At 72.0% G+C, this 26,650-nt stretch carries 22 protein-coding genes, 1 rRNA gene and 4 pseudogenes; 16 read left to right on the top strand and 11 right to left on the bottom strand.

The window, feature by feature from the left end; all coding sequences use genetic code 11:
- Position 1: 1 nt before the first annotated feature.
- Together rrf and lysX are read left to right on the top strand one after the other, a co-directional pair.
- Positions 2-119 (top strand): 5S ribosomal RNA (gene rrf / locus QUE40_RS13795).
- Between the two features lie 66 nt (positions 120-185).
- On the top strand, positions 186-3,521 hold the full coding sequence (lysX, locus tag QUE40_RS13790) for a bifunctional lysylphosphatidylglycerol synthetase/lysine--tRNA ligase LysX (RefSeq protein ID WP_289231329.1): 3,336 nt from the start codon (positions 186-188) through the stop codon (positions 3,519-3,521).
- A gap of 183 nt (positions 3,522-3,704) precedes the next feature.
- Here lysX and QUE40_RS13785 read toward each other — a convergent pair whose 3' ends face one another.
- The 4 genes from QUE40_RS13785 to QUE40_RS13770 all read right to left on the bottom strand — a co-directional run bounded on the left by QUE40_RS13785 (position 3,705) and on the right by QUE40_RS13770 (position 6,935).
- The gene (locus QUE40_RS13785; protein ID WP_142006315.1) at positions 3,705-4,190 is read right to left on the bottom strand and encodes a phosphoribosyltransferase; all 486 of its coding nucleotides are present in this window, start codon (positions 4,188-4,190) and stop codon (positions 3,705-3,707) included.
- The gene (locus QUE40_RS13780; RefSeq protein ID WP_142006313.1) at positions 4,187-4,705 is read right to left on the bottom strand and encodes a ferritin; all 519 of its coding nucleotides are present in this window, start codon (positions 4,703-4,705) and stop codon (positions 4,187-4,189) included. The genes QUE40_RS13785 and QUE40_RS13780 overlap by 4 nt, the downstream gene beginning before the upstream one ends.
- 73 nt (positions 4,706-4,778) lie before the next feature.
- Positions 4,779-5,612, bottom strand: a complete 834-nt coding sequence (locus tag QUE40_RS13775) for a transglutaminase-like domain-containing protein (RefSeq protein ID WP_142006310.1) — start codon at positions 5,610-5,612, stop codon at positions 4,779-4,781.
- 108 nt (positions 5,613-5,720) lie between these two features.
- Positions 5,721-6,935, bottom strand: a complete 1,215-nt coding sequence (locus QUE40_RS13770; protein WP_142006309.1) for a DUF5005 domain-containing protein — start codon at positions 6,933-6,935, stop codon at positions 5,721-5,723.
- A gap of 129 nt (positions 6,936-7,064) precedes the next feature.
- Between QUE40_RS13770 and QUE40_RS13765 the strand changes: the two genes are divergently transcribed.
- On the top strand, positions 7,065-7,481 hold the full coding sequence (locus QUE40_RS13765; RefSeq protein WP_142006307.1) for a CBS domain-containing protein: 417 nt from the start codon (positions 7,065-7,067) through the stop codon (positions 7,479-7,481).
- A 74-nt stretch (positions 7,482-7,555) separates the two neighbouring features.
- Here QUE40_RS13765 and msrA read toward each other — a convergent pair whose 3' ends face one another.
- The 3 genes from msrA to QUE40_RS13750 all read right to left on the bottom strand — a co-directional run bounded on the left by msrA (position 7,556) and on the right by QUE40_RS13750 (position 9,587).
- Complete coding sequence (msrA, locus tag QUE40_RS13760; protein ID WP_170206861.1) at positions 7,556-8,260, bottom strand: peptide-methionine (S)-S-oxide reductase MsrA; 705 nt, start codon at positions 8,258-8,260, stop codon at positions 7,556-7,558.
- 76 nt (positions 8,261-8,336) lie between these two features.
- Positions 8,337-8,798, bottom strand: coding sequence for a lamin tail domain-containing protein (locus QUE40_RS13755; RefSeq protein WP_142006304.1), 462 nt, complete (start codon positions 8,796-8,798; stop codon positions 8,337-8,339).
- 99 nt (positions 8,799-8,897) lie between these two features.
- Positions 8,898-9,587, bottom strand: coding sequence for a DUF6328 family protein (locus QUE40_RS13750; protein ID WP_289231328.1), 690 nt, complete (start codon positions 9,585-9,587; stop codon positions 8,898-8,900).
- Here QUE40_RS13750 and QUE40_RS13745 point away from each other — a divergent pair.
- From QUE40_RS13745 to QUE40_RS13735, 3 genes and pseudogenes are all read left to right on the top strand, one after another.
- Positions 9,501-10,529, top strand: coding sequence for a GNAT family N-acetyltransferase (locus QUE40_RS13745; protein WP_142006300.1), 1,029 nt, complete (start codon positions 9,501-9,503; stop codon positions 10,527-10,529). The two genes, QUE40_RS13750 and QUE40_RS13745, sit on opposite strands and share 87 nt — an antisense overlap.
- A gap of 85 nt (positions 10,530-10,614) precedes the next feature.
- Positions 10,615-12,627 (top strand): annotated as a pseudogene (gene glyS / locus QUE40_RS13740) (glycine--tRNA ligase subunit beta); the annotation flags it as partial.
- 89 nt (positions 12,628-12,716) lie between these two features.
- Positions 12,717-13,580 (top strand): glycine--tRNA ligase subunit beta, encoded by an 864-nt coding sequence (locus QUE40_RS13735; protein WP_289231327.1) that lies wholly within the window; start codon positions 12,717-12,719, stop codon positions 13,578-13,580.
- Between the two features lie 8 nt (positions 13,581-13,588).
- Here QUE40_RS13735 and QUE40_RS13730 read toward each other — a convergent pair whose 3' ends face one another.
- On the bottom strand, positions 13,589-15,604 hold the full coding sequence (locus tag QUE40_RS13730; protein WP_289231326.1) for a class I SAM-dependent methyltransferase: 2,016 nt from the start codon (positions 15,602-15,604) through the stop codon (positions 13,589-13,591).
- 261 nt (positions 15,605-15,865) lie between these two features.
- Here QUE40_RS13730 and QUE40_RS13725 point away from each other — a divergent pair.
- The 5 genes and pseudogenes from QUE40_RS13725 to QUE40_RS13710 all read left to right on the top strand — a co-directional run bounded on the left by QUE40_RS13725 (position 15,866) and on the right by QUE40_RS13710 (position 19,149).
- A pseudogene (locus QUE40_RS13725) lies at positions 15,866-17,043 on the top strand (cystathionine gamma-synthase).
- A 24-nt stretch (positions 17,044-17,067) separates the two neighbouring features.
- Positions 17,068-17,268 carry a hypothetical protein gene (locus QUE40_RS13720; protein WP_142006290.1) on the top strand — a complete coding sequence of 67 codons (201 nt, stop codon included), beginning with the start codon at positions 17,068-17,070 and terminating at the stop codon, positions 17,266-17,268.
- A gap of 197 nt (positions 17,269-17,465) precedes the next feature.
- Positions 17,466-17,753, top strand: a pseudogene (locus QUE40_RS19740) (ATP-binding cassette domain-containing protein); the annotation flags it as partial.
- Positions 17,754-18,190: 437 nt separating this feature from the next.
- Positions 18,191-18,319 carry a hypothetical protein gene (locus tag QUE40_RS19735; RefSeq protein WP_433997005.1) on the top strand — a complete coding sequence of 43 codons (129 nt, stop codon included), beginning with the start codon at positions 18,191-18,193 and terminating at the stop codon, positions 18,317-18,319.
- The gene (locus QUE40_RS13710; protein ID WP_142006287.1) at positions 18,316-19,149 is read left to right on the top strand and encodes an ABC transporter permease; all 834 of its coding nucleotides are present in this window, start codon (positions 18,316-18,318) and stop codon (positions 19,147-19,149) included. Before QUE40_RS19735 ends, QUE40_RS13710 begins: the two co-directional genes overlap by 4 nt.
- A gap of 208 nt (positions 19,150-19,357) precedes the next feature.
- On the opposite strand, the gene greA is transcribed toward QUE40_RS13710, so the two are convergent.
- Together greA and QUE40_RS13700 are read right to left on the bottom strand one after the other, a co-directional pair.
- A complete protein-coding gene (gene greA / locus QUE40_RS13705) occupies positions 19,358-19,852 on the bottom strand; it encodes a transcription elongation factor GreA (protein WP_142006285.1) in 495 nt (164 codons plus the stop codon).
- 165 nt (positions 19,853-20,017) lie between these two features.
- The gene (locus QUE40_RS13700) at positions 20,018-20,413 is read right to left on the bottom strand and encodes a DUF4307 domain-containing protein (RefSeq protein WP_289231325.1); all 396 of its coding nucleotides are present in this window, start codon (positions 20,411-20,413) and stop codon (positions 20,018-20,020) included.
- 141 nt (positions 20,414-20,554) lie between these two features.
- Here QUE40_RS13700 and mca point away from each other — a divergent pair, with 141 nt between their 5' ends.
- Both mca and QUE40_RS13690 read left to right on the top strand, forming a co-directional pair.
- On the top strand, positions 20,555-21,511 hold the full coding sequence (gene mca / locus QUE40_RS13695) for a mycothiol conjugate amidase Mca (RefSeq protein WP_289231324.1): 957 nt from the start codon (positions 20,555-20,557) through the stop codon (positions 21,509-21,511).
- Positions 21,508-21,789 (top strand): hypothetical protein, encoded by a 282-nt coding sequence (locus QUE40_RS13690; RefSeq protein ID WP_142006282.1) that lies wholly within the window; start codon positions 21,508-21,510, stop codon positions 21,787-21,789. Before mca ends, QUE40_RS13690 begins: the two co-directional genes overlap by 4 nt.
- On the opposite strand, the gene trhA is transcribed toward QUE40_RS13690, so the two are convergent.
- Entirely contained in the window at positions 21,759-22,481 is a 723-nt protein-coding gene (gene trhA, locus QUE40_RS13685; protein WP_142006280.1) for a PAQR family membrane homeostasis protein TrhA, read from the bottom strand. The genes QUE40_RS13690 and trhA overlap by 31 nt on opposite strands.
- A 232-nt stretch (positions 22,482-22,713) precedes the next feature.
- On the opposite strand from trhA, the gene QUE40_RS13680 reads away from it, so the two are divergent.
- The 3 genes and pseudogenes from QUE40_RS13680 to QUE40_RS13670 all read left to right on the top strand — a co-directional run bounded on the left by QUE40_RS13680 (position 22,714) and on the right by QUE40_RS13670 (position 26,371).
- Positions 22,714-23,478 (top strand): isoprenyl transferase, encoded by a 765-nt coding sequence (locus QUE40_RS13680; protein ID WP_142006278.1) that lies wholly within the window; start codon positions 22,714-22,716, stop codon positions 23,476-23,478.
- 533 nt (positions 23,479-24,011) lie between these two features.
- Positions 24,012-25,243, top strand: a pseudogene (gene phoH2, locus QUE40_RS13675) (RNA 5'-3' helicase PhoH2).
- A gap of 387 nt (positions 25,244-25,630) precedes the next feature.
- Positions 25,631-26,371, top strand: a complete 741-nt coding sequence (locus QUE40_RS13670; protein WP_289231323.1) for an aggregation-promoting factor C-terminal-like domain-containing protein — start codon at positions 25,631-25,633, stop codon at positions 26,369-26,371.
- Positions 26,372-26,650 lie beyond the last annotated feature (279 nt).

Raw genomic sequence — 26,650 nt, 5'->3', positions numbered from 1 at the left:
TTACGGCGGTCATAGCGAATGGGGAAACGCCCGGTCACATTCCGAACCCGGAAGCTAAGCCCTTCAGCGCCGATGGTACTGCACTCGGTAGGGTGTGGGAGAGTAGGACACCGCCGGACAATCTTTCCGAGAAGGGGAGCCGCACATGCGGCTCCCCTTCTTGCGTTTCCTGCCACAATCGCGGCATGACCTGGCGGGAGCGTGTGGCGCGCACGCTGGGCAACGCGTTCGCCCTGGTCGCGCTCTGGTCGCTGGTGTCGTGGCCCTGGCGGCACAGCGCGACCGTCGAGGCCGTCAACGACGCGCTGGGAGTCCTCGGGCTCCCGGCAGAGCCCAGCCTGTTCGTCATCGCCATGCTGCTCGTGCTCGCCGGCGCCGTCCGACGGAGGCTGCGGGCGGCGTACGTCGTGGTGGTCGTCCTGGTGTCGCTCAGCCTGGGTTTCCAGGTACTGGTGGCGGTCGACTCCTGGTCGGGAGGCGCCGCGCCCGACACGGCCGGGACCGGCCGGTTCGCTGGGCTCTGGTGGGGGCTGCGGGAGCGACCGCTGTTCAACGTCGGGTGCGCCGCGGTCACCCTGGCCGTGCTCCTGCTCTTGGCAGCAGCGTTCCGCCAGTTCCCGGCCCGCCTGGCTCACGGATCGCGCCGCACCGCCCTGGTCGTGCTGGTCGCCGGTCTGCTCGCCTCGTTCGGGCTGACCCTGGCGCTCACCGTGCTCATGCCAGGTTCGCTCGACGGACTCCTGGAGGAGGCGCGGTGGGCGCTGCGCGCGACGTTCGGGCAGTCCACGTCCCCGGTCGACCCCACGTTCGACGGACGCATGGGCCATCAGTGGATCTTCGGGCTGGCCGGGCTGGCCTCGGCGGCGGCGCTCGTGCTGGCCACGCTCGTGCTGCTGCGGGGCAACCGCGCCAGCACTCATCAGAGCACCGACGAGGAGCTGGCCGTGCGGCGGCTGCTGCTGGAGCACGGGGAGCACGACTCGCTGGGCTACTTCGCGACCCGCCGAGACAAGAGCGTGCTGTTCTCCAGCGACGGCCGGGCCGCGCTGACCTACCGGGTCGAGGGGACCGTCTGCGTGGCGAGCGCGGACCCCGTGGGCGCGCGCAGCGGCTGGCCAGAGGTGATCGGCGACTGGCTGGAGCGGTGCCGCGCGCACGGCTGGCACGCCGCGGTGCTGTCGTGCAGCGAGGAGGGGGCGCGGGCGTACGTCGCGGCCGGGCTGCGCCCCTTCGCGCTGGGTGACGAGGCGATCGTCGAGCTGGACTCCTTCTCGCTGAGCGGCCGCGACATGCGGCCGGTGCGCCAGGCGGTGACCCGGGTGGCCCGAGCCGGCTACACCGCCCGGGTGCGGCGGCACAGCGAGCTCGACCCGGCCGAGCTCGCCGAGCTCGAGCGCCTCGCCGACGCCTGGCGCGGCGAGGAGACCGAGCGCGGCTTCTCGATGGCGCTCAACCGGGTCGGCGACCCGGCCGACGGGCGGTGCGTCGTCGTCACGGCGCACGACCCGCAGGGGCAGGTGCGCGGCTTCCTCAGCTTCGTGCCGTGGGGCACGCGCGGGCTGTCGCTGGACCTGATGCGCCGCGACCGGACGGCGCCGAACGGCCTGAACGAGTTCCTCGTGTCGCGGCTGGCCGAGCAGGGGCCGGGCCTGGGCGTGCGGCGGGTCTCGCTCAACTTCGCGGTCTTCCGCAACGTGTTCGCCGGCGCCGACCAGGTGGGCGCCGGGCCGGTCACCCGGCTCACCGACGCCGCCCTGTCGTTCGCCTCGCGGTTCTACCAGCTCGAGACGCTCTACCGGTCCAACGACAAGTACCGCCCGCAGTGGGTGCCGCGGCTGCTGTGCTACGACCCGGCGCTCACCGTGGCCCGGGCCGGCATCGCCATGGGCGTGGCCGAAGGCTTCCTGCCTGTGGTCGGTCCCCGGTTCCTCACCGGCCCGCGCGTCGACGACCACCAGCCGCCGCGGCCCGAGGCCGGCTTCGTCGAGCGGGTCCGCGCCCAGGAGGAGGAGCTGCTGCACGTCGCGGCGCCGGCCCCTCGCGTGGGCGAGCAGCAGCGGGTGCGCCGCGCCAAGGCCGACGCCCTCGAGGGGAAGGGGCTGCCGGCGTACCCACCGTCGGTCGAGCGGGACCGCTCGCTCGCCGACGTGCGCGCGGCCTGCGGCGGGCTGGCGCCCGGCGCCCGGACCGGGCGCACCGTGTCGGTGACCGGGCGGGTGCGGGCGTGGCGCGACCTCGGCGGCGTGACGTTCGCCGTGCTGGAGGAGGAGGGCGCGCTGCTGCAGGTGCTGACCAGCCGCGACGAGACCCCGGCGCCCGCGCGCGAGACGTGGGTGAGCGGGGTCGATCTCGGCGACCTGGTGAGCGTCACCGGCGAGGTCGGGGCCTCGCGCACCGGGGAGCTGTCGGTCGTGCTGCACCGATGGGCGATGGCCGCGAAGTGCCTGCACCCGGTGCCGCCGCTGCGCGCCCGGCTCAGTGACGACGTGCGCGTCCGCAACCGGTCGTTGGACCTGATCACCAACCCCGACGCCGTGGACCTGCTGCGCCGACGCTCGGCCGCCGTGCGCGCGCTGCGCGAGATCTTCGCCGAGCGCGGCTTCCTCGAGGTCGAGACGCCGATGCTGCAGGCCGTCCACGGCGGCGCCGCGGCACGACCGTTCACGACGCACATCAACGCCTACGACACCGAGCTGTTCCTGCGCATCGCGCCCGAGCTCTATCTCAAGCGGCTGGCCGTCGGCGGGATGCCGCGGATCTTCGAGCTCAACCGGAACTTCCGCAACGAGGGCGCCGACGCGACGCACAACCCGGAGTTCACCTCGCTGGAGGCGTACGCCGCCTACGGCGACTACACGACGATGCGGGAGCTGATGCGCTCCGCCACGATCGCTGCGGCGACCGCGGTCAACGGCCGCCCGGTCGCGATGCGACCCGGTGCCGGTGGCCAGCTCGTCGAGGTGGACCTGACGGGGGAGTGGCCGGTGGTGCCGCTGCACGAGGCCGTCTCGCGAGCCACGGGCGCGCGGCTCACCTCGAGCACGCCGCTGCGAGACGTCGCCGAGGTCTGCCGGGAGCACGGGGTCGACGTGCCGCCCGGCACCAGCGCGGGCCGCCTCGTGATGGAGCTGTACGAGGCGCTGGTCGAGAAGCAGACGACCTACCCGACCTTCTACACCGACTTCCCGGTCGAGGTCTCGCCCCTGGCGCGGCGGCACCGGGAGGACCCGCGACTGACCGAGCAGTGGGACCTGGTGGCCTGGGGCGCCGAGCTGGGGACGGCGTACACCGAGCTCACCGACCCGATCGACCAGCGGCAGCGGCTCACCGAGCAGTCGATGGCCGCGGCCGCCGGCGACCTGGAGGCGATGCAGCTCGACGAGGCGTTCCTCGCCGCGCTCGAGCTCGGGATGCCGCCGACCGGCGGCCTCGGGTTCGGCGTCGACCGGTTGGTGATGCTGCTCGCCGGGGTGTCGATCCGCCCCACGCTCGCCTTCCCGTTCGTCCGCCCCCAGCCCTGACCGGCGTACGACGGCGGACCAGGCTGTGTTGTCTTGCCGCGTCTCCTCCTCCGGGCGGGCTCGCAGGCTCACCCGCCCGGCATCGTCGACGGCGGCACAGAAACCACGACGGCGGCACAGAAGTTTTCTGTGCCGCCGTCGTCGGATGTGGGCCGCCGTCGTCGTGCGGGGCGCGGCCGGTGGCTAGGAGGTGGCCGTGATCACCGGCTTGTCCGACCAGGGGAAGTCGATCCAGTCGTTGGTGCGCTTCCAGACGTACTCGCACTTCACGGCCGAGCGGTCCTTCTCGAAGATCACCGCGCAGCGCGCGTCGGCGACGTGCTCGGTGCAGAAGTCGCGCACCAGCTGCAGGGTGCCGCCGGTGTCGGCGACGTCGTCGACGATGAGCACCGACTTGGCCGACAGGTCGACCGCCTGCGGCACCGGCGGCAGCATGACCGGCATCTCGAGCCGCTCGTTGACGCCGGTGTAGAACTCGACGTTGATGACGTGCAGGTTCTTGATGCCGAGCGCGTAGCTGATCGTGCCGGCCGGGAGGAGGCCGCCGCGCGCGATCCCGAGGATCAGGTCGGGGCGGAAGCCGTCGTCGACGACCTCCTGCGCCAGGTCGCGCGAGGCCTGCCCGAAGGCGTCCCAGGTGAGGACCTCCCGGGCGACGTCGGTGCTCACGCTTCGCCGGTCTCGGTGGTGCTGGTCGGGCGGTTGCCGAGCTCCTCGTCGAGGCGCAGCAGGCCGGGGCCGTCGTCCTTGATCAGCTCGAGGTGGGCGACGATCTCGCTGACCGTGGCCTCCTCCTCGACCTGCTCCTCCAGGAACCAGTTGAGCAGCGGGCGCGAGTCGAGGTCGCTCTCCTTCTCGGCCGCGAGGTAGAGGTCGCGGATGGCCTGGGAGACCTTCTGCTCGTGGGCGTACGCCGCCTCGAACACCTGCAGGGGCGTGGTCGCCTCGACCGACGGCGCGTTGATCTGGCCGATGGCCGGGTGGTTGTCGCGGTCGGCCAGGTGGTTGATGAACTTGTTGGCGTGGACGATCTCCTCGTCGGCCTGGTGGCGCAGCCACGCGGCCATGCCGGGGAGGTCGCGGATCTCCATCTCGATCGCCAGCTGCCGATAGACCATCGACGCCTCGAACTCGAGGGTGATCTGCGCGTTGAATGCCGTTTCGAGAGAGGGTGCGAGCTTCATACGAAGGACTGTAACCACGCGATTCCCGCCGCGATAGCGTGGCTAGGCTGGCCTCAGTCCAGTTTGGGAAGGCTCAGTTTGCCTGGCCGGCGTCGTCCGGGAGCTCGTGGCAGGTGACCGTCATCAGCTGCAGCCAGGGAGCGCCGTACGTCGTCACCATCGCCACGTCGGCCGCGTCGCGACCCTGCCCGATGACCGTGCGGCCCTTGAACCGGCGGTTCCACCGGGCGTCGACGTCCCACCAGCGCCCGTCGAGCCACACCTGGGTCCAGGCGTGGAAGTCCATGACCGGCGGCTGCGGGGCGCCGTCGAGCACGGGCAGGTAGCCGTGCACGTAGCGCGCCGGGATGTTGAGCGCGCGCAGCATCGTGATCGACAGGTGCGCGAAGTCGCGGCAGACGCCGAGCCCGGTCGCGAAGGTGTCGACCGAGGTGGCCGTCGCGTTGGTCGAGCCGGTGGTGTACGCCAGGTGCTGGTGCACGAAGTCGACCACCGCCTGCACCCGGCCCCAGCCGGGCTTCATCCCGCCGAACCGGCGCCAGGCCTGCTGGCCCAGGATGTCGGGCTGGCAGAAGCGGCTGGCGAGGGTGTAGACGAGCACGTCGTCGGGCAGCAGCGCCGGCGGGACCTCCTCGGCGTTCTCGTCGATCTCGTCCAGCTCGTCGGGCACCTGCGCCACCGCGGAGTACGTCAGCGTCGACACTCCCGTCGGCAGCGTCGTGCGGGTGCACGGGTTGTCGAACAGGTCGGCGTAGTGGTGCAGCGGGGCCTCGCCGTCCCACGCGAACGACTCCTCGCTCACCGTGATGCGCGGGGAGCCGGCCGCCTTCACCTGGAAGATCGCGGCGGTGGGGTTGGTCGCGGAGTAGCGGAAGGTGCAGCCCAGCTGCAGCCGGCGGGTGGACATGCTCTCCCTCCAGGGGGCGGACGAGACGGTGCGGGGCTCTTGCAAACTAGCGCGCCGGGGCGGCGCTCAGCCGCGCGGCCCGGGCTTCCCCGCCCTTGGGGTGGGCGGTCACAGCGGCGGGATCTCGATCTCGGTGAAGACCGGGCGGCCGACCTGCTCGGGCTCGCGCAGCAGCTTGGTCAGGTCGGTCGTGTTGCGCGAGATCGACACCAGCAGCTTGCCCGACTCCAGCGGGATCTCCGGGTGGCCGAGCGGGGCGTACTGCAGCTCGTCCTGGTTGACGCCGTACGGCGCCTTGACGCCCTTGCGCCCGCGCCACGGGCCGGTGGGGGAGCGGGAGGACCAGGTGTAGACGAAGTCGCCGAGGTCGCCGTCCTTCTTGGAGACGACGACGTACTGCCCGTGGGTGCGGCTGACCGACAGCGTCTGCGACACGCCCTCGCTGGCCGGGAGCACCGGCCGGGCCTTCTCGAGGTCGGACTGCCAGCGCTTGCCGTCCCAGAACTGCCAGCCCGAGCGCACGGCCGGGCGGGCCACGGGGGCGCGACCGACGTACAGCTCGCGGCCGAACGAACCCTTCGGGAGGCGGCTGCCGTAGACGTAGTACCAGCCCTGGTCGACCATCGCGGCCGCTCCCCAGTGGATCTGGTCCTGGTTGGTGCGGTCGGGGGTGATCTCCAGCGTCAGCACCCGCTGCGGCGCCTCGCCGCGCCGGACCGTGAAGATCGTGGCGGAGAAGCCGAGGTAGCGGAAGTCCAGGGCGTTCTGGGTGCCGCGCTCGATGCGGCCGGTGAAGACCACGAGGATGTCGCTGGTGCCGGGCGGCACCGCGGGGTCCTTGATCTTCGCGGGGTCCAGCCGCGCGACCGACATCGGCCAGTGGACGACCTTCTCGGACACGTCGGGGATGATCGGCTGGTCGAACCGCGTCATCACCTGCGAGAGGCACAGACCCGAGGACAGCAGCATCGAGTTCGCGACGATCTTGGGGATGTAGTCGTCGCCGCGCACGGTGTCGCCGAACACCCACACCAGCCGGTTGTCGGAGAGGCGGGCGCTCGCGCCGATGTCGCCGGCCTCCCACGCGGGCAGCGTCGAGTTGCTGGAGACCACGCGGTTGACGATCTCGGCGCTCACCGGGAACTCGGCGGGTGCCGGGCCGCACGCGGGCTCCATGCGGTAGGCGTTGGGGTCGGTCGGCGTGGAGCTGCCGCTGCGGTCGCCGTCGACCAGACCGCACGACGCGAGCAGGGCGGCGACCAACCCGGCGCCGAGGGCGCGCGCCGCGCGTCGTCGGCCCCGCCGGCCGGGGGCGCTGTTCATCCCTCCATCATCGCCTTCTCGACCGTAGGTTGGGACCGTGGCGCCTGGTGGTCTGCGCCACTACCGTGCCTAGGGCCGGTCGCCCCGCGACCCCATCCGGGTCCACGGCCGGCAGTCTGGAGAGTTCAGATGGCAACCGCTCGTGACCTCATGACCAGCCCCGCCGAGTTCCTGCAGGAGAGCGACTCGCTCACCGTCGCCGCGCAGGCGCTGAAGACCAGCAACGTCGGCTCGATGCCGGTGAAGGACGACAACGGCAAGGTGGTCGGCGTCGTCACCGACCGCGACATCGTGGTCAAGAGCGTCGCCGAGGGCGCCAACCCCGACGACGCGCGGGTGGCCGACGTCGCCAGCAGCACCGTGGTCACCGTGTCGGCCGACGACGACGCCCAGGCGGTCATGCAGGCGCTGTCGGACAACCAGGTGCGCCGCCTCCCCGTGCTCGACGGCGAGGAGCTGGTCGGCGTGATCAGCCAGGCCGACGTCGCCCGCGAGCTGAGCGCCGAGCAGACCGGCGACGTGGTGCGCGCGATCTCGCAGGGCTGAGCCGGCGTACGCGCGGGTCCGGGCGGGTGCGCACGGCCCCGCGGGTGCGACGGATCAGAGTCGCACCTGCAGGGTCAGTCGGCGGGGCGGACGGACTGCTGGCTGGGCAGCTCGTCCTGGCGCACCAGACCGGTGGGGCAGGTCAGGCCGTTGGGGCCGTGGTTGCAGTAGCCGCCGGGGTTCTTGTGGAGGTACTGCTGGTGGTAGTCCTCGGCGTAGAAGAACTCGCCCGCCTCGCTCGCCGGGCGCAGCTCGGTCGAGATCTCCCCGTGGCCGTGGTCGGTGAGCACCTGCTGGAACGCCTCGCGCGTCGCCTCGGCCGCCGCCTGCTGGCCGGGGGTGGTCCAGTAGATCGCCGAGCGGTACTGCGTGCCGACGTCGTTGCCCTGCCGGTTGGCGGTGGTGGGGTCGTGGTTCTCCCAGAACGCCTTGAGCAGCGTCTCGGCGTCGGTCCGGCTCGGGTCGTACGCCACGAGCACGGCCTCGGTGTGGCCGGTGCGACCGGTGCAGGTCTCCTCGTACGTCGGGTTGGGCGTGTAGCCGCCCATGTAGCCGGCGGCGGTGGTGACCACGCCCGGCTGCTGCCAGAAGATGCGCTCGGCACCCCAGAAGCAGCCCATCGCGACGTACATCACCTCGGTGCCGTCGGGCCACGGTCCGTGCATGGACGTGCCGAGCACCTCGTGCGTGTCGGGGATGCCGGGCAGCGGGTCGGGACGACCCGGGAGGGCCTCGTCGGGGGACACCATCTGCGTGCTGCGGCCGAGTCCGAAGATCATGTCTGGTCCAACGACCCGCCGCCCGGGATCCTTCCCGGGCGGCGGGTCGCGGAGGGGAGCTGTGGCCCCGTCGCGCTCAGCAGTACTTCGTGCCGCTGGCGACCTGGGTGTAGGTGCAGCTGTGCACCAGGCGGCCGGTCGGGCTGAGCAGCCGAGCCGTGTCGCCGGTGTTGTTCCAGACGTACTGCGAGGTGCGGCCCCAGTAGAGGTCGGTGCTGGTGTTGCGGCCCGTGCCGGTGTGCAGGGTCACGGTGCGCTTGGAGCCGATCGTGTAGCCGCTGGGGAACCGGTAGATGTGTGCGTCGCCGTTGTCGCGCACGGTGTAGCCGGTCATGACGATCGACCGGGTCGTGGTGTTGGTCAGCCGGATGAACTCCGCGTTCAGCTTGGTGGTGCTGATCGGGAGGTCGGCGCCGGCCGGGTCGGCCACGAAGGTGCCGAACTTGACCGGCGGGAGAGCCGCCTCGGCCGTGGAGTTGGCCGAGACGGAGACGGTGAGCGCGCAGGCAGCAGCCAGCGCAGCGACGAAGCGACGCATGATTTTCCTTGGGGTGAGAGGTCGGACCCCCTGTCCGACGGGGCGAATCCTATCCCGGCCTCGCGGGCGTCGTCCGGGTTTCGGCGAGATTCGTCGAGCTCAGCTCGTCGCGCGCCGTCGGCGGGCGGCGCGGGCGGCGAAGAACGGGAACAGCACCCAGGTGCCGGCGAAGGTCGCGGCGGCCACGACCGCGGCGACCCAGGCGGCGGTCTGGCCCAGCACCACGCTGAACACCAGGAAGATCACCAGCACGATGGTGACCGCCAGGGTCCCGAGGCCGAGCTTGGCGACCCGGTCGCCGGCGTCGACCAGCACGTCCTTCTCGCGGCGGCGGAACAGCATCCGGTGGGCGCTGACCGGCGCGATGAGCAGCGCCACGGTGAGCCCGGCGAAGCTGACGGCCAGGATGTAGGCCACCCGGGTGAGGTCGTCGAGGTCGGCGAAGCGGGACTGGAACGGCACGATCAGCAGGAAGCCCATCAGGATCTGCACGCCGGTCTGGGCGACCCGCAGCTCCTGCAGCAGCTCGATCCAGTTGCGGTCGAGCCGCTCGTTCGCGGTCTCGCGGCGCCCGCCGACCAGACCGGTGTCGTCCGGGGTGGAAGGGGCGGCTGCTGCTCGGGCATGGCCCCATCGTGGCGGCGTCGCGGCGCCGGGAAAAGTCGTTGGCCGCGGCAGCGGGTCGGGTGCCAGGGTGCCGGCATGCCTGACGTACAGATCGTGCCGGTCGACGCCCTGTCCGAGGACCCCGAGCAGCGCCGGCTGCTGACGGGCCTGGTGGGGGCGCACACCGCGGCCTCCCGGGCGGTCTTCGGCGACGAGCACAGCGGGTGGACCGAGGCCGAGCTGCGGGGCAAGCGCGCCGTGCCGGGCTATCGCTTCGTCGACCGTGTCGCGCTCGACGGCGGCGACGTCGTCGGGATGACCGCGCTCGCGATGCCGTCGCAGGACAACCTGTCGCTGGCCTTCCTGATGCTCACGGTGCGGCCGGAACGGCGGCGCGAGGGCATCGGGTCGATGCTGCTCGACGACGCGCTCGCGTCGGCACGGGCGGCAGGCCGTACGGTCGTGCAGGCCGACACCGAATGGGTCGCCGGGGCGCAGGACGAGTCCGGCCAGTTCTTCGCTGCGCCAAGGGGATTCGTCGACGCGCAGACGACGGTGCGCAGCGCGATGCCGCTGCCCGCGGACGCCGAGCTGCTCCGGGCGTACGCCGGTGGGGACGGGGTCGAGGACGCCGCCGCCTTCACCGTCGAGACGGCGTGGGACCTGCCGCCGCAGGAGTGGCTGGCCGACCTCGCGGTGCTGGAGCAGCGGATGAGCACCGACGCCCCGCTCGGGGAGACCAGCTTCGAGGAGGAGGTCTGGGACGTCGCCCGCGTCGAGCGCAACTACCGCTGGGCGGCCGACGCCGGCCGGCGCTCGCTGACCGCCGTCGCGCGCGACGGGTCGACCGGCGGGCTGGTCGCGTTCACGGTGCTGCAGGTGCCCGGGCACGAGCCGACCCTGGCCTACCAGCACGACACGCTCGTGCTGCGCGAGGCGAGGGGCAACCGGCTGGGGTTGCGGGTCAAGGCGGCCGCGGCCCTGGAGCTGCAGCAGGCGCTGCCGCAGGTGACCCGGGTGCGCACCTGGAACGCCGACGACAACCGGCACATGCTCGCGGTGAACACCGAGCTGGGATACCGCCCGGAGGGCTACCTGCGGGTGTGGGAGCGGCGGCTGCACTAGTCCGTCAGCCCGATAGCCTGCACGCGTGCTGACAGTGCAAGACGCCCTCATCCGCCTGCAGAAGTTCTGGACCGACCGCGGCTGCATGGTCGTGCAGCCGTTCAACACCGAGGTGGGCGCCGGCACGATGAACCCGGCCACCGTCATGCGGGTGCTGGGCCCCGAGCCCTGGCGGGTGGCGTACGTCGAGCCGTCGGTGCGACCCGACGACAGCCGATACGGCGAGAACCCGAACCGACTGCAGACGCACACGCAGTTCCAGGTGATCCTCAAGCCCGACCCGGGCAACCCGCAGGAGCTCTACCTGGAGTCGCTCGAGGCGCTCGGCATCGACATCCGCGCGCACGACGTGCGCTTCGTCGAGGACAACTGGCAGCAGCCGGCGATCGGCGCCTGGGGGCTCGGCTGGGAGGTCTGGCTCGACGGCATGGAGGTCACCCAGTTCACCTACTTCCAGCAGGTGGGCGGGCAGAACCTCGACCCGGTGAGCGTCGAGCTCACCTACGGCATCGAGCGGATCATGATGGCCCAGCAGGGCGTCAGCCACTTCAAGGACATGCAGTACGCCCCCGGCCTCACCTACGGCGAGGTGTTCGGGCAGAGCGAGTACGAGATGTCGCGCTACTACCTCGACGACGCCGACATCGGTGCCAACCAGGACCTGTTCGAGCACTACACGACCGAGGCCCAGCGGCTGATCGACGCCCGGCTGCCCGTGCCGGCGTGGACGTACGTGCTGAAGAGCTCGCACGCGTTCAACGTGCTCGACGCACGCGGCGCGGTGTCCACGACCGAGCGGGCCAAGTCGTTCTCGCTCATGCGCCGGCTGGCCCGCGAGGTCGGGCAGCTGTGGGTCGAGCGGCGCGAGGAGCTGGACTTCCCGCTGCTCAAGGCCGACCTCGGCCAGATCCAGGTCGGGTCGGCCGTCATGCCGCCGCGGCCGGAGGAGCCCGAGGCGCCCGAGGCCGCCTCGCTGCCCACCGACGCGCAGGACTTCGCGCTCGAGATCGGCGTCGAGGAGCTGCCGCCGCACGTCGTCGGGCAGGCCATCGACCAGGTGCGCCAGGCGCTCACCGACGGGCTGGCCGCCACCCGCCTCACGCACGGCGCGATCGAGGTCGTCGGCACGCCGCGGCGGATCGTCGCGACCGTCGCGGGGCTGTCGGCGCGCGAGCCCGACGCGGAGACGCTGCGCAAGGGCCCGAAGGTGAGCGCGGCGTACGACAGCGAGGGCAACCCGACCAAGGCCGGCGAGGGCTTCGCCCGCGGGCAGAAGGTCGCCGTCGAAGATCTGGAGCGGGCCGAGTTCGACGGGGTCGAGCACGTCGCCGTGCGCATCAGCGAGCAGGGACGCGACGTGCTCGAGGTGATGTCGGCGCTGGTCGCCGACGTCGTCGGGTCGCTGCGCGCCGACAAGAACATGCGGTGGAGCGACCCGCAGCTGAGCTACAGCCGCCCGATCCGGTGGCTGGTGGCGCTGTGGGGCGAGACGGTCGTGCCCGCGCAGGTGTCGGGTCTGCGCGCGGGGCGGACGACGTACGTGCGGCGCACCGACGCCACGCCGCTGGTCCGCGTCGACGACGCGGCCGGTCTGCGCAACACCCTCGAGACGCACGGGCTGGTGCTCGACCCGGCGAAGCGCCGCGAGCTGGTCGTCGAGCAGGCCACCGAGCTGGCCCGCGGCGTCGGCGGCACCGTCGACGTCGAGGCCGAGGCGGCGCTGGTCGACGAGATCACCAACCTCGTCGAGGAGCCGCGCGGCATCCTCGGGTCGTTCGGCCCGAAGTACCTCGAGCTGCCCGAGCAGATCCTCACGACCGTGATGCGCAAGCACCAGCGATACCTCCCGGTGCGCGACGAGTCCGGCGCGCTCATGCCGCACTTCGTCACCATGACCAACGGCGAGGTCGACGAGGACCTGGTGCGCGCCGGCAACGAGTCGGTGCTGCGCGCGCGTTACGAGGACGCCGCGTTCTTCTTCGACAGCGACCTCAAGGTGCCGCTCGCCGACCTGCGGTCGGGCATCTCCAAGCTGACCTTCGAGGACCGCATCGGGTCGATGGCCGATCGGGCCGACCGCATCCGCGACGTGGCCACCGCGCTCGCCGCCGACGTCGATCTGGATGCCGACGAGCGGTCGACCCTGGCACGCGCGGGGAGCTCGCGAAGTTCGACCTGTCGTCGCAGATGGTGGTCGAGCTGTCGTCGCTCGCCGGCACGATGGCCCGCGAATATGCCTCTCGCGCAGGCGAACCCGCCGCCGTGGCCGAAGCGCTGTGGCAGATGGAGCTGCCCCGCTCGACCGGCGACGCCCTGCCTGACTCCACGCCGGGCGCGCTCCTGGCGCTCGCCGACCGCTTCGACCTGCTGGCCGCGATGTTCGCGATCGGCGCCAAGCCCACCGGGTCGTCCGACCCGTTCGCCCTGCGGCGGGCGGCGCTGGGCGTCGTCAACATCCTGCGTGCGCAGCCGGCGCTGGCGTCGATCACCGTCGAGCGCGGACTGACCGCCGCCGCCGACCGCCTCAAGCAGCAGGGCGTCGACGTCAGCGACGAATCCGTCGAGAGCGCAACGGAGTTCGTGGTCGGCCGGTTCGGGCAGGCGCTGCGCGACGAGGGCGTGCCCGTGGGGCTCGTCAACGCCGTGCAGGCGCTCGCCGAGGCTCCCGGCACCGCCGAGCAGGCGCTGCGCGACATCCAGCAGCTGGCCGGCGACCCGCAGCTGGCGCCGACCGTCGAGGCCGTGCAGCGGATCACCCGCATCGTGCCCGCGGAGACCGCGCCGACGTACGACCGGGCGCTGCTGGCCTCCGACGCCGAGGACGCCCTCGCGGTCTACGTCGAGGAGCTGCCCGACCACGCCCGCGACGGGCTCCCGGCGTGGCTGCCCGACGCGCACCGGCTGGTCGCGCCGCTCACGACGTTCTTCGACGACGTGCTGGTGATGGACCCCGACGAGCAGGTGCGGGCCGCGCGGCTCGGGCTGCTGCAGACCATCGTCGACCGGGCACCGGCCGGCATCGACTGGAAGGCGCTCGACTCGGCGCTCTAGCACAGCCTCTATGTCACTCTAGTCATATGGGCCGAGCTGGGCCATGCTGAGGGATGGACTCCTTCGCAGCAGCACGGTTCCTCGGTCGGGTCGCCCTGGCGACGGTCGTGGCGGGCGGCCTCGCGGCCTGCGGGTCGGGTGACGACCGCCCCGCCGCGGGGTCGGCCTCCGAGCCGGCGACCGCCGCGTCGTCCCCGGCGACAGGCCCGCCTACTTCCCCGTCGACCTCTGCGCCGGCCCTGGGCTGCCTGCCCGGCGGCCGGTCGCTCCCGGGCGCGCACGGCACCAACGCCACCGTGACCGGCCGGGGCGCCACCGCCGTGGTCTTCGTCAACACGGCCGACGGGACCGCCTGCGACTGGGCCGACTACGCCAAGACCCTGGTCGAGGACGGCACCACCGTCGTGGCGTACGACTACGCGACGCCGGACGGTCCGCTCGCCGACCGGCAGCGAGAGCTGCGCGGCGTCGTGGCCGGGGCCAGGGCGCAGGGCGCCGATCGTGTCGTCGTGATCGGCGGGTCCCGCGGCGGGTGCCTGGGACTGATCGAGGCGGCCTCGTCCGCGGACATCGACGCCGTGGGCGTGCTGAGCTGCGCGAAGGTGTGGAACCGGGGCGACCCGACGGCGCTCGCGGGCTATCTGCCGAAGGTGCGCCAGCCGGTGCTGTCGGTGGTGGCGGCGCAGGACCCCGACGTGCCCGAGTCGGAGGTGCGGGCCGATGCCGCGGCGCTTCCGCGCGCGAGCGTGCTCGTCGTCCCGGGGAGCGAGCACGGCGTGCCGCTGCTGACGCAGCCGAGGGTGACCGCGCAGCTCACGGCACTCGTCAGGGGAGCTGAGCGGACCGAGCGCGGACTCCAGGCGAGGGGTGACGCCCCACTGCCGGCACAGGTCGGCGTACGCCTGCCGGTCGTCCGCGGTGGCGGTCGAGCCGGTGCGCACCGCGCGGATGATCGCGTTGCGCGGGGTGTGCTTGCTGTCGACGAACTCGATGACCTCGGTGCGGTACCCCTGCTGCCGCAGCAGCGCCGCGCGCAGCCCGTCGGTGAGCACGTCGGCCATCCGCTCGCGCAGGATGCCGTGCCGGGTGAGCAGGGCGTACGGCCCGGGGACCGTCTGCGCGTCGAGCTGGCGCTGCAGGTCGTGGTGGCAGCACGGCGCCGCCACGACCACGGGCGCCGCCCACCGCACCGCCTGGGCGAGGGCGTCGTCGGTCGCGGTGTCGCACGCGTGCAGCGCCATCACCAGGTGTGGCTCCTGGTCCAGCTCGGTCTCGCCGATCATCCCCTGGACGAACGTGAGATCCGTTGCGGCGCCGAGGTTCTCGGCGACGAGCGAGTTGTGCTCGCGCGACTGCGCCTTGCTGTCGACGCCGGTGACGTGCACGTCGAGACCGCGCACCTCGTGCAGATATCGGTAGGCCGCGAAGGTGAGGTAGGCGTTGCCGCAGCCGAGGTCGACCACCCGCAGCGGGCCGTCGCCCGCGGCGGCCACGGCGGCGTCGAGCACCGGCTCGAGCGTGGCGAGGAAGTCCTGCACCTGGGTGAACTTGTCGCGGCGCGACGGTTTGATCGTGCCGTCGGCGGTGGCGATGCCGAGCGCGGCGAACACCGGGTCGTCCTCGGCGAGCCAGCGCCGCTTGGCGCGGTCGTGGCTGCGGTCGACAGTGGCGGTCGCGGCCCTTGATCGCTGCACGACCGCGCGTCCCTTCTTGTTGACCCGGACCGCGTGGTCGCCGCCGGTGGTCTCGACGTGCCAGTGGCCGTACGCCTGGCTCAGCAGGCCCTCGACCTCGCCGGTCGCGGCCTCGGCGTCGTGGTTGCTGGTGTGCGCCTGCGTCGCGTCGAAGCGCTGCACCTGCAGCCGGCGGCCGGCCTTGAGGTCGACGTAGCGCAGCTCGACCCGGTGGTAGGCCGGCGGCTCGGACCCGCGCAGGGCGCCACCGGCGACCGCCCGCACCAGACGCTCGGGATCGAGCAGGAGCGGGGCGAGGTCGGCGTACTCTGGGACGGCGGGGGAGGGCACCTGTCGACGGTAACCCGGGGCGAACCGGGGTTCGCGCGCGACGCCGGCGTACATCTGGACAGGACGAACCAGCCGAGTCCCGCGTGCTCCCGCGGGATCTCGGGGCGCACGCCGCGTTCTTCCTGTCGAACTGTCCGCCGCGGGGGTCTCGATGCGGCCGCTCGTCCCTCGCGGCCTGCTCGACCTGCATGGGCGGCCCGGCTCGACCGGCATGATCGGGCGCCTCGACCGGGATGGTGGGCCGCCGCATAGCCTGGGTCCATGACCGACCAGACCTCCCGTCAGGGCTTCTCCACCCGCGCCATCCATGCGGGGCAGGAGCCCGACCCGCGCACCGGCGCCGTCGTGCCGGCGATCTACCAGACGTCGACGTACAAGCAGGACGGCGTCGGCGGCTTCCGCGAGGGTATGAGTACTCCCGCTCGGCGAACCCCACGCGCACCGCGCTCGAGGAGTGCATCGCCGACCTCGAAGGCGGGGCAAGGGGATTCGCGTTCGCGTCGGGTCTGGCGGGCGAGGACGCGATCATGCGCGGGCTGCTCGGGCCGGGTGACCACATGGTGGTGCCGACCGACGCGTACGGCGGCACCTACCGCCTGGTCGCCAAGGTGCAGCAGCGCTGGGGCGTCGACCACAGCCTCGCGAAGGTCTCCCAGCCCGACGCGATCCGCGGCGAGATCCGCCCCGGCGTGACGAAGATGATCTGGCTCGAGACGCCCACCAACCCGCTGCTCGGCATCGCCGACATCGCCGCCATCGCCGAGATCGCGCACGAGGCCGGGGCGCTGCTGGTCGTCGACAACACCTTCGCCTCGCCCTACCTGCAGCAACCGATCGCGCTGGGCGCCGACATCGTCGTGCACTCCACCACGAAGTACGTCGGTGGCCACTCCGATGTCGTCGGCGGCGCGGTCGTGGTCGCACCGCAGATCGCCGTCCCGGAGTACGCCGACGCGGCCGAGCGCATCGCGTTCCACCAGAACTCCATGGGCGGCGTCGCCGGCCCGATGGACTCCTGGCTCACCCTGCGCGGGCTGAAGACGCTCGCCGTGCGCATGGAGCGGCACTGCGACAACGCCGAGCGGGTCGTCGAGTTCCTGCGCGGCCGCAGCGACGTCACGCACGTGAACTACCCCGGGCTCGACTTCCACCCGGGCCACGACGTCGCCGCGAAGCAGATGCGCCGGTTCGGCGGCATGGTCAGTTTCCAGGTCGAGGGTGGCGAGCAGCGCGCGCTGGACATCGTCGGCTCCACCAAGCTGTGGATCCTGGGGGAGTCGCTCGGGGGCGTCGAGTCGCTCATCGAGCACCCGGGCCGGATGACCCACGCGAGCGTCGCGGGCACCGAGCTGGAGGTCCCGAGCGACCTGATCCGGCTCTCGGTCGGCATCGAGGACGTCGACGACCTCGTCGCCGACCTCGAGCAGGCCATGGGCTGACCTGATGGCTCGGGGGTGCTGGCGATGACGTTCATGACCGGGCTGCTCGCGGTCGTCGGGGTGCTGATCCTCGTCGCCGCGTTCGCCGGTGGCGGCTGGGCGCTGTTCGACCACGCGCGCCGCACCGGCAGCCGGCCGCTGCAGTTCCTCGGTCTGGCGCTGATGGGCATCGCGGCCTACGGCCTGGTGGCCGCGGTGGTCGCGCTCGTGACCTGGCTCACCTGAATCGTTGCTACCCGCGGACACACGCTGTCCGTGGGGGGTGTCATGCTCTGAGCCGTGACCGATTCAGTGACCGCCGAGGGGCTCAAGAAGCACTACGGCGACGTGAAGGCCGCCGACGGGATCTCGTTGCGCGTGCCCGAGGAAGCGTCCTGGGAGTGCTGGGCCCGAACGGGGCCGGCAAGACCACGACGGTGCGCATGCTCACCACCCTGATCAAGCCCGACTCGGGCCACGCGACCGTGGCCGGGGCCGACGTCGTGCGCCAGCCCGGCGAGGTGCGCCGGCGCATCGGCGTCAGCGGGCAGTACGCCGCGGTCGACGAGTACCTCAGCGGCTTCGAGAACCTCGAGATGGTCGCGCGGCTCTATCACCTGTCGGGGTCGGCCGCGAAGGCACGCACCCGCGAGCTGCTCGCGCAGTTCCGCCTCGAGGACGCGGCCGACCGCCCCGCCAAGACCTACTCCGGCGGCATGCGGCGCCGGCTCGACCTCGCGGGCGCGCTGGTCGCCAACCCGCCGGTGATCTTCCTCGACGAGCCGACCACCGGCCTCGACCCGCGCAGCCGCGGCGACATGTGGGACGTCATCGCCGACCTGGTGCGCGGCGGCACCTCCGTGCTGCTCACCACGCAGTACCTCGAGGAGGCCGACCGGCTGGCCGACAACATCGTCGTGGTCGACCAGGGCAAGGTCATCGCCGAGGGCACGGCCGACCAGCTCAAGGACCAGGTGGGCGGCTCGCGGCTGCACGTCACCATCGCCGACGCGACCCGGCTCGGCGAGGCGCGCTCGCTGCTGGGCCAGGTCGGCGCGGGCGACCAGCCCGACCTCGACGAGCACACCCGCACCCTCACCGTGCCGGTCTCCGGCGGCACCGACTCCCTGCTGCGGGGGTCCGGGCGCTCGACGACGCGGGCATCGCCGTGCAGGACATCGGGATCCGTCGCCCCACGCTGGACGACGCCTTCCTGTCCCTCACCGGCCACCGCGCCGAGGACGCCACCGACGACGCCGAGGCTGGGGCCGACCAGCAGCAGGAGGTCAGCTCATGAGCACGCTCGTCCCCGACGCCTGGACCGTCACCCGGCGCAACCTGATCAAGATCAAGCGGGTGCCCGACCTGCTGGTCTTCACCACGCTGCAGCCGATCATGTTCATCCTGCTGTTCGGCTACGTCTTCGGCAGCCTCGCCGGCCCCGGCAACAACGCCGGATACCGCGAGTTCCTGATGTGCGGCATCTTCACCCAGACGATCATCTTCGGCGCCACCCTCACCGGGTGGGGCATGGCCGAAGACATGCAGAAGGGCGTCATCGACCGGTTCCGCACGCTGCCGATGCACCCCGGCGCCGTGCTCTTCGGGCGGACGCTGTCCGACCTGCTCACCAACGTCGTCGTGCTCGTGGTCATGACCCTCACCGGGCTGGCCATCGGCTGGCGCATCCGCGAGGGGATCGCGGGGGCCGTGGTGGCGTACGGCCTGATGCTGCTGTTCGCCTACGCGTTCAGCTGGATCATGGCGTTCGTCGGCCTCGCGGTGCGCACGCCCGAGATCGTCAATAACGCCTCGTTCATCGTGATCTTCCCGCTGACGTTCATCGCCAACACGTTCGTGCCGAGCGAGCAGATGCCGGCGGTGCTCAAGGCGATCGCCGGGTGGAACCCGGTGTCGACGCTGACCCATGCCGCCCGCGAGAACTTCGGCAACCTGTTCGCCCTGCCCGGGCAACCAGGCGTGAGCCAGGAGCAGCGGCTCGCGACGATCGAGTACACCTGGGCGCTGCGCAACGCCGAGATCTACACCCTCGGCTGGATCGCGCTGATCCTGGCGATCTTCGTCCCGCTGTCGATCCGGATGTACCAGCGGGCCGTCGCGCGCTGATCCTTTGGCCTCGGCTCCTCCTCCGCCGGCCCGTCGCACGCTCCGGTCCGGCGGCATCGTCGCCGAAGCGGGACCCCTTGGCCTCGGCTCATCCTGCGGCGGCATCGTGTCGCCGAAGCGGGACCCCACGAACGCGCGAGGCGTACAGGAATCCCTGTACGCCTCGCGCATTCTTCGGTGTCTCGGCCCACGCCGGACGCTGCGACCCTCAGTCGGTGTAGGGCGTCGCGTCGAGGATCTTGACCTTGACGGTTTTGCCGTTGGGCGCTTCGTACTCGGCGGACTCGCCCTTCTTCTTGCCCATGATGGCCGCGCCGAGCGGCGACTTCTCGGAGTAGACGTCGAGCTCGCTGTCGCCGGCGATCTCGCGGCTGCCGAGCAGGAACTTCTCCTCGTCGCCGAACATCTCGACGGTCACGACCATGCCGGGCTCGACGATCCCGTCGTCCTTGGGGGCCTCGCCGACGATGGCGTCGCGCAGCAGCGACTCGAGCTGGCGGATGCGGGCCTCCATCTTGCCCTGCTCCTCCTTGGCCGCGTGGTAGCCGCCGTTCTCCTTGAGGTCACCCTCGTCGCGGGCGGCCTCGATGCGCTTGGCGATGTCGGTGCGACCCTCGCCGGAGAGGTGCTCCAGCTCAGCCTTCAGCCGGTCGTAGGCGTCCTGGGTCAGGAAGCTTGCCGAGGTGTTGGCGGTGTCGGTCACGGTTGGTCTCCTTGGGAATGAACGTAGGCCGGGTGGCGAACCACCCGGCACAAACAACGCGGTCCGGGATGGCGCCTACGACGACGAGTCGACGTCAAGGCCAGCCCAGACCGTGGTTGAACTGACAAGTCTAACAGCGAACGGCTCGATGGCCATTCCCCGCGGTCAGCTGCGGGGGGTCACCCCGGGGGTGTCGGTCGGGGTGCGCTGGCACGACTCGACCGTCGTGGCGACGGCCCGCTGGGTGGTCTTGACCTCCACGACGTGGCGCGTGGACTCGAACCGGCTCGCGGGCAGCGCGACGGTGCGCCGTCCCACGATGGACTTGTCGGGGGCGAGGGCGACCAGCGTGCAGGTCACCGGGCCGTTCTCCGGGTCGATGACGTCGAACCGGACCTGGACCGTGCGGTCGTCCACCGTGGTGCGCCCGGTGTCCTGCCAGGAGATGCCGCTCGACGCCGAGATGCCGAACCACACCGTCACCGCGACCGCGAGGGTGATCGCGATGGTGCCGAAGATCCACCAGCGTCGCTGCTCGGGCGCGGGACGGGGGATGGGCACGCGGGCTCCTTGCAGAGGGGAGGTCGATGGCCACCGGCGCAGGGTCGGTCGGTGCGCAGTGAGAGGATAGGTGGCGATCCTGCGGGCGAGCCGAGTGCCCCGCGGGAGCGCTGCAACGAGTGCACCAGGAAGGAACCTCACGTGGCCGAGCGGATGCGTCTGATGGCGGTCCACGCCCACCCCGACGACGAGTCGAGCAAGGGCGCCGCCACCCTCGCCAAGTACGTCGCGGAGGGCCACGAGGTGCTCGTCGTCTCGTGCACCGGCGGGGAGCGCGGCGACGTGCTCAACCCGCGGCTGCAGGACGACCCGCAGATCCTGCGCGAGCTGCCCGAGGTGCGCCGGCGCGAGATGGCCGCGGCCGCCGAGATCCTCGGCATCGACCACCACTGGCTCGGCTTCGTCGACTCCGGGCTCCCCGAGGGCGACCCGCTGCCGCCGCTGCCCGAGGGCTGCTTCGCGCTCGAGCCGCTCGACATCACCGTCGAGGCCCTCGTGCGCGAGGTGCGGCGCTTCCGCCCGCACGTGATGACGACGTACGACGAGAACGGTGGCTACCCCCACCCCGACCACATCATGTGCCACGTGGTGTCGGTCGCCGCGTTCCGCGCGGCCGGCGACCCCGAGGCCTACCCGCACGCCGGGCCGGCCTGGCAGCCGCTGAAGCTCTACTACGACCGGGGGTTCTCCCGCGCCAAGCTCGAGGCCTTCCACGAGGCGCTGATCTCGGCCGGCCAGGAGTCGCCGTACGCCGAGTGGATCGCGGGGTGGAAGGACCGGCCCGAGGGGCGGATCACCACCCGGGTGCAGGTCGCCGACTACTTCGAGCAGCGGGAGCGGGCGCTGCTCGCGCACGCCACGCAGGTCGACCCCGACGGCAACTTCTTCCGCATCTCGCGCGAGATGCAGGCCCAGGTCTGGCCCACCGAGGACTTCGACCTGACACTGTCCTACGTCCCCCTCCCCGACGACGGGGACGAGGACGACCTGTTCGCCGGGCTCGGCACCACCGCCGAGGCCGACGAGCGCGCGACGCGCGGCGGGCAGCAACTCGTCGTCGACGACGTGCGCGAGAGGGTGCCCGAGGAGGCCCGATGAACAACGAGAGCATCGAGAGCGTCACCACGACCGCCGGTCTGGTGGGCTTCATCGTGCTGTTCACGATGTCGCTCGCCTGCTGGTGGATCTTCCGCAGCATGAACAACACGATGCGGCGCATCCGCTACCGCGACGAGGTCGAGCGCGCCGAGCGCGGCGAGGACGCGGGCGGCTGGAAGCCCGGGATGCCGCTGCAGCGGTGGTACGGCCCGGAGCGGCCGGAGACCGACGGGAAGCGGCCCGTCGCTCAGGCCAGCGCGCCCGACGCCCCGGAGTAGATCGCGAGCGACGCCGCGACGTAGTGCGCGACGAAGGCCAGCACCGTGAAGGTGTGGAACACCTCGTGGAAGCCGAACCAGCGGGGTGAGGGGTCGGGCCGCTTGAGGCCGTAGACCACGGCGCCGAGCGTGTAGAGCAGCCCGCCGGTCGCGATCAGCGCGACCACGGCGACGCCGCCGTGCTGCAGCATCGGCCCGAAGTAGAACACCGCCACCCAGCCGAGCGCGACGTACACCGGGACGTAGAGCCAGCGCGGCGCCCCGACCCACAGGATGCGGAAGGCCACCCCGACCAGCGCCCCGGACCAGACGATGATCAGCAGCGTGCGGGCCTGGTCGGGCGGCAGCAGGGTGAGCGCGAACGGCGTGTAGGTGCCGGCGATGATCAGGAAGATGTTGGAGTGGTCCCACCGCTTCAGCACGGCCAGCACGCGCGGTGACCAGCGGCCCCGGTGATAGACGGCCGAGGTGGTGAACAGCAGCACCGCCGAGATCCCGAAGACCAGCGCGCCGATGCGGCCGCGCGTGGTCGGCGCCAGCACGATGAGCACGATCGAGGCCGCCAGCGCCAGCGGCGCCATGCCCAGGTGCAGCCACCCGCGCAGCCGGGGCTTGACGTACGCCGCGAGCTCGCGCGCAGACTCGCTCGCCTGATCGAGCGTCTCGGCGACGGCGTCTCCGGTGCGGGCCATGTACCGAAGAGTACGGCGTGCGGCTGGGAGCCGGCCGCACGCACCGTGGCGACCAGGCTGCAACCGACCGGCGCTCGGCTGCGTCAGTGTCTGCGAAGCTCACGTGCTCGGGCCGGGGATCTCAGGGCCGCCCGGGCGTGCGGGATGCCTGCGGGTGCGCACGGTGACCGGCGGGCGAAGGGTGGCGAGGGGTACGGTGCTGGGGGCGTCGGTGAACAGTCAGGAGCTGGAGATGGCAGGGCCGTTCGATCTGTTGTATCGGGCGTACGAACGCAATCTCAGCCGCTCGCTCCCGACCGAGAAGCTGCCGCGGCACGTCGGGGTGATGCTCGACGGCAACCGGCGCTGGGCCAAGCTGCGCGGCCACGACACGCAGACCGGGCACCGCGCGGGCGCCGACAACATCAAGCCCTTCCTCGGGTGGTGCGAGGAGGTGGGTGTCGAGGTCGTCACGCTGTGGCTGCTGTCGACCGACAACCTCAACCGCCCGCAGGCCGAGCTGGCGCCGCTGCTCACGATCATCGAGGACGTCGTCAGCGACCTGGCGGGGGAGAAGCGCTGGCGGATCAACGCCGTGGGCGCGCTCGACCTGCTGCCGCAGCAGACGACCCTGAAGCTGAAGTCGGCGGCCGACGCCACCCGCGAGGTCGACGGGCTGGTGGTCAACATCGCGGTGGGCTACGGCGGGCGGCAGGAGATCGCCGACGCGGTGCGCTCGCTGCTGCAGGAGCACGCGTCGCGCGGCACCACGCTCGAGGAGCTCGCCGAGGTCATCGACGTCGACACCATCGCCGGGCACCTCTACACCAAGGGCCAGCCCGACCCCGACCTGGTGATCCGCACCTCGGGCGAGCAGCGGCTCGGCGGCTTCCTGCTGTGGCAGAGCACGCACTCGGAGTTCTACTTCTGCGAGGCCTACTGGCCCGACTTCCGCCGCGTCGACTTCCTGCGCGCGCTGCGGGCGTACGCCGAGCGGGAGCGGCGGTTCGGCGCCTGAGGGCTCGGCGCCTGACGAAGCGGTCAGCGCAGATCGTGCGTTGACGTACGAAATGCGCAGAGCCGGCCCGAGATCCCGGGGGCGGGCTTCCCAGATCGTGCGTCGTCGTACGAAATGGGCTGGGTGGCCGGAGCGCTCGCCCGGCCGGGCGGTCACGGCAGGCGGTGAACGGCGTACGAACGCGCGTCGAAAGGTCGGCGCCACGCCGTCCGGATGTGCGGTGCAAAGGCGCGGAGGTCGTAGCGTCGGCAGCGACACGAGAACACCCGTCCTCGTGTTCGGGAGGCCCATCACATGGAGCGAACGTTGCTCCGGACGGAGGGCCGGCACCGGCTCCACCGTCTCGTGGGGGCTCGGTCCCGGCACCTCGTCCGAGAGTAGGCCGACGCGGGAATCGCCCGCGGCGGCAAGGAGATTCGACCATGGCATCTGCCCGGCAGTCCTCCCGTTCCTCGCAGGCATCCGCGTCCACGGCACCCTCGCAGCGCACGTTCGTGCTCGACACCTCGGTGCTGCTCTCCGACCCCCGGGCGATGACCCGGTTCGCCGAGCACGAGGTGGTGCTCCCGGTCGTGGTCGTGACCGAGCTGGAGGCCAAACGTCACCACCCGGAGCTGGGCTACTTCGCGCGGCAGGCGCTGCGGATCCTCGACGAGCTGCGGGTCGAGCACGGCCAGCTGGACTCGCCGGTGCCGATCGGTGACGGCGGGTCGCTGCGCGTCGAGCTGAACCACACCGACCCCGAGTCGCTGCCGGCCGGGTTCCGGCTGGGCGACAACGACACGCGCATCCTCGCGGTGTCGCGCAACCTCGCCAACGAGGGGCACGACGTCACGGTCGTCTCGAAGGACCTGCCGATGCGGGTCAAGGCCTCGGCGGTGGGGCTGCCGGCCGAGGAGTACCGCGCCGAGCTCGCGGTCGACTCCGGCTGGACCGGCATCCAGGAGCTGGAGGCCACCGACGCCGAGCTCGACACGCTCTACGAGGACAGCCGGGTGGAGCTGGCGCAGGCCGCCGACCTCCCCTGCAACACGGGCGTGGTGCTGCTCGGCGGGCGGGGAGCGCGCTGGGCCGGGTCATGGCCGACAAGTCCGTACGCCTGGTGCGGGGTGATCGTGACGCGTTCGGTCTGCACGGGCGCAGCGCCGAGCAGCGCATCGCGCTGGACCTGCTGCTGGACCCGGACGTGGGCATCGTGTCGCTGGGCGGGCGCGCCGGCACCGGCAAGTCGGCGCTCGCGCTGTGCGCCGGGCTCGAGGCGGTCATGGAGCGTCGGCAGCACCGCAAGGTCATCGTCTTCCGCCCGCTGTACGCCGTCGGCGGCCAGGAGCTCGGATACCTGCCCGGCACCGAGAACGAGAAGATGGGCCCGTGGGCCCAGGCGGTGTTCGACACGCTCGGGGCGGTGTGCTCGCGCGAGGTGGTCGAGGAGGTCGTCGACCGTGAGCTGCTCGAGGTGCTGCCGCTGACCCACATCCGGGGCAGGTCGCTGCACGACGCGTTCGTCGTGGTCGACGAGGCGCAGTCGCTGGAGCGCAACGTGCTGCTGACGGTGCTGTCGCGGGTGGGGCAGAACTCCCGCGTGGTGCTGACCCACGACGTGGCGCAGCGCGACAACCTGCGGGTCGGCCGGCACGACGGCGTCGCCGCAGTCATCGAGAAGCTCAAGGGCCACCCGCTGTTCGGGCACGTCACGCTGCACCGCTCCGAGCGCAGCCCCATCGCGGCGCTGGTGACGGACCTGCTGGAGGGCTCCGACGTGTGACGAAAAGCCCTGGGCGGTGGTGGGATCACGCGTAGCGTCGGCACCGCCCAGGGATGAGGAGCGCGTCGCGAAGACTCCGACGTGTGACGAAAGCCCTGGGCGGTGGTGGGATCACGCGCAGCCGGCACCGGCGTACGTCGAGATCCCGTGCATGAAACCGGGTTTCGTGCGTCTGACCCTGATGCATCGAGGTCAGGGCCACATAACCCGGTTTCATGCGAGCGTGGGTCGCGCGGGCTCGGCGCCGGTTGGACATCCGCGGCGGCTTCCGGCATGGTGGTCGCGCTGGTCACGAAATGGTTACGGCCCCGTGGCCAGCAGTCATGTTCGCAGAACGGCACATCGGCGCATCCCTGGCGTCGCATGACGCCAGGAGGTCCTTCCCGCATGTCCCGTCACGTCGGTCGTCACCGCGCCAAGCGGCGTCACCCGCTGCGCCGCCCCTCGGTCGCGGCCACCGCCACCCTGTCGGCGCTCGCCGTCAGCGCCGCCGGCTACTCCACGGGGTTCAGCTTCGACCGTGCCGCCGCCGCGCCGGAGGCCGCGATGGGGATGCCGCGGGCGCACAGCGCCGGCGTGACCAGCCTCGACGAGAACGGCACCGCCGGCGCCAAGGCGAAGGCGCGCGGCGCCCGCGAGGCGGCCTCGCGCAAGGCGCGCGGCGAGCAGGCGAAGCGACAGTCGTCGGCCCGGTCCAAGAGCGCCAAGGCCGCCAAGGCACGCGCCGCGGCGATTAACAAGCTCGACACCGAGCCCACCGTGGAGCCGCGCACGCAGGGCGCCGACCGCGCCTCGCGCGACGCCGAGCGCCCGGTCGTCAGCGGCGACCCGCGCACCATCGCGCGCGGCATGCTCAGTCAGTACGGCTGGGGCCAGGGCCAGTTCGGCTGCCTCGACCAGCTGTGGGTCGGCGAGAGCAACTGGCGCGTGAACGCGACCAACCCGACCTCGGGCGCCTACGGCATCCCGCAGTCGCTGCCCGCCGGCAAGATGGCCTCGGCCGGGCCGGACTGGCGCACCAACCCCGCCACCCAGATCGAGTGGGGCCTGACCTACATCAAGCAGTCGTACGGCAGCCCGTGCGGCGCCCTCGCGTTCTGGAACTCCAAGAACCCGCACTGGTACTGAGTTCCTTCTGGCTCGGCTCCTCCTCCGACCGGCGCTTGCTTCGCTGCGCGCCCGTCGGCATCGTCGCCGAGCCGTGCTGGGCTCCCCGGTTCAGCTCCTCCTCTGGGCAGCCCGTCGTACGACGCCCGGCGGGCAGGGACGTGCCCGACCCCGGGTGGGGTGGATCGGTGAGCAGGACCGGTGACCAGGAGTGCGCCGGCGCGCACGGTCGATCACCGATCCGGCTCACCGCTCCAGCCTGGCCGCGGCGTGCTTGACCAGCTCGGGGCGGCGAGGGCG

It is taken from the genome of Barrientosiimonas endolithica (genome assembly GCF_030296655.1).
Lineage (GTDB): Bacteria > Actinomycetota > Actinomycetes > Actinomycetales > Dermatophilaceae > Barrientosiimonas > Barrientosiimonas humi.
This window is presented reverse-complemented; position numbering and strand designations above follow the sequence as displayed.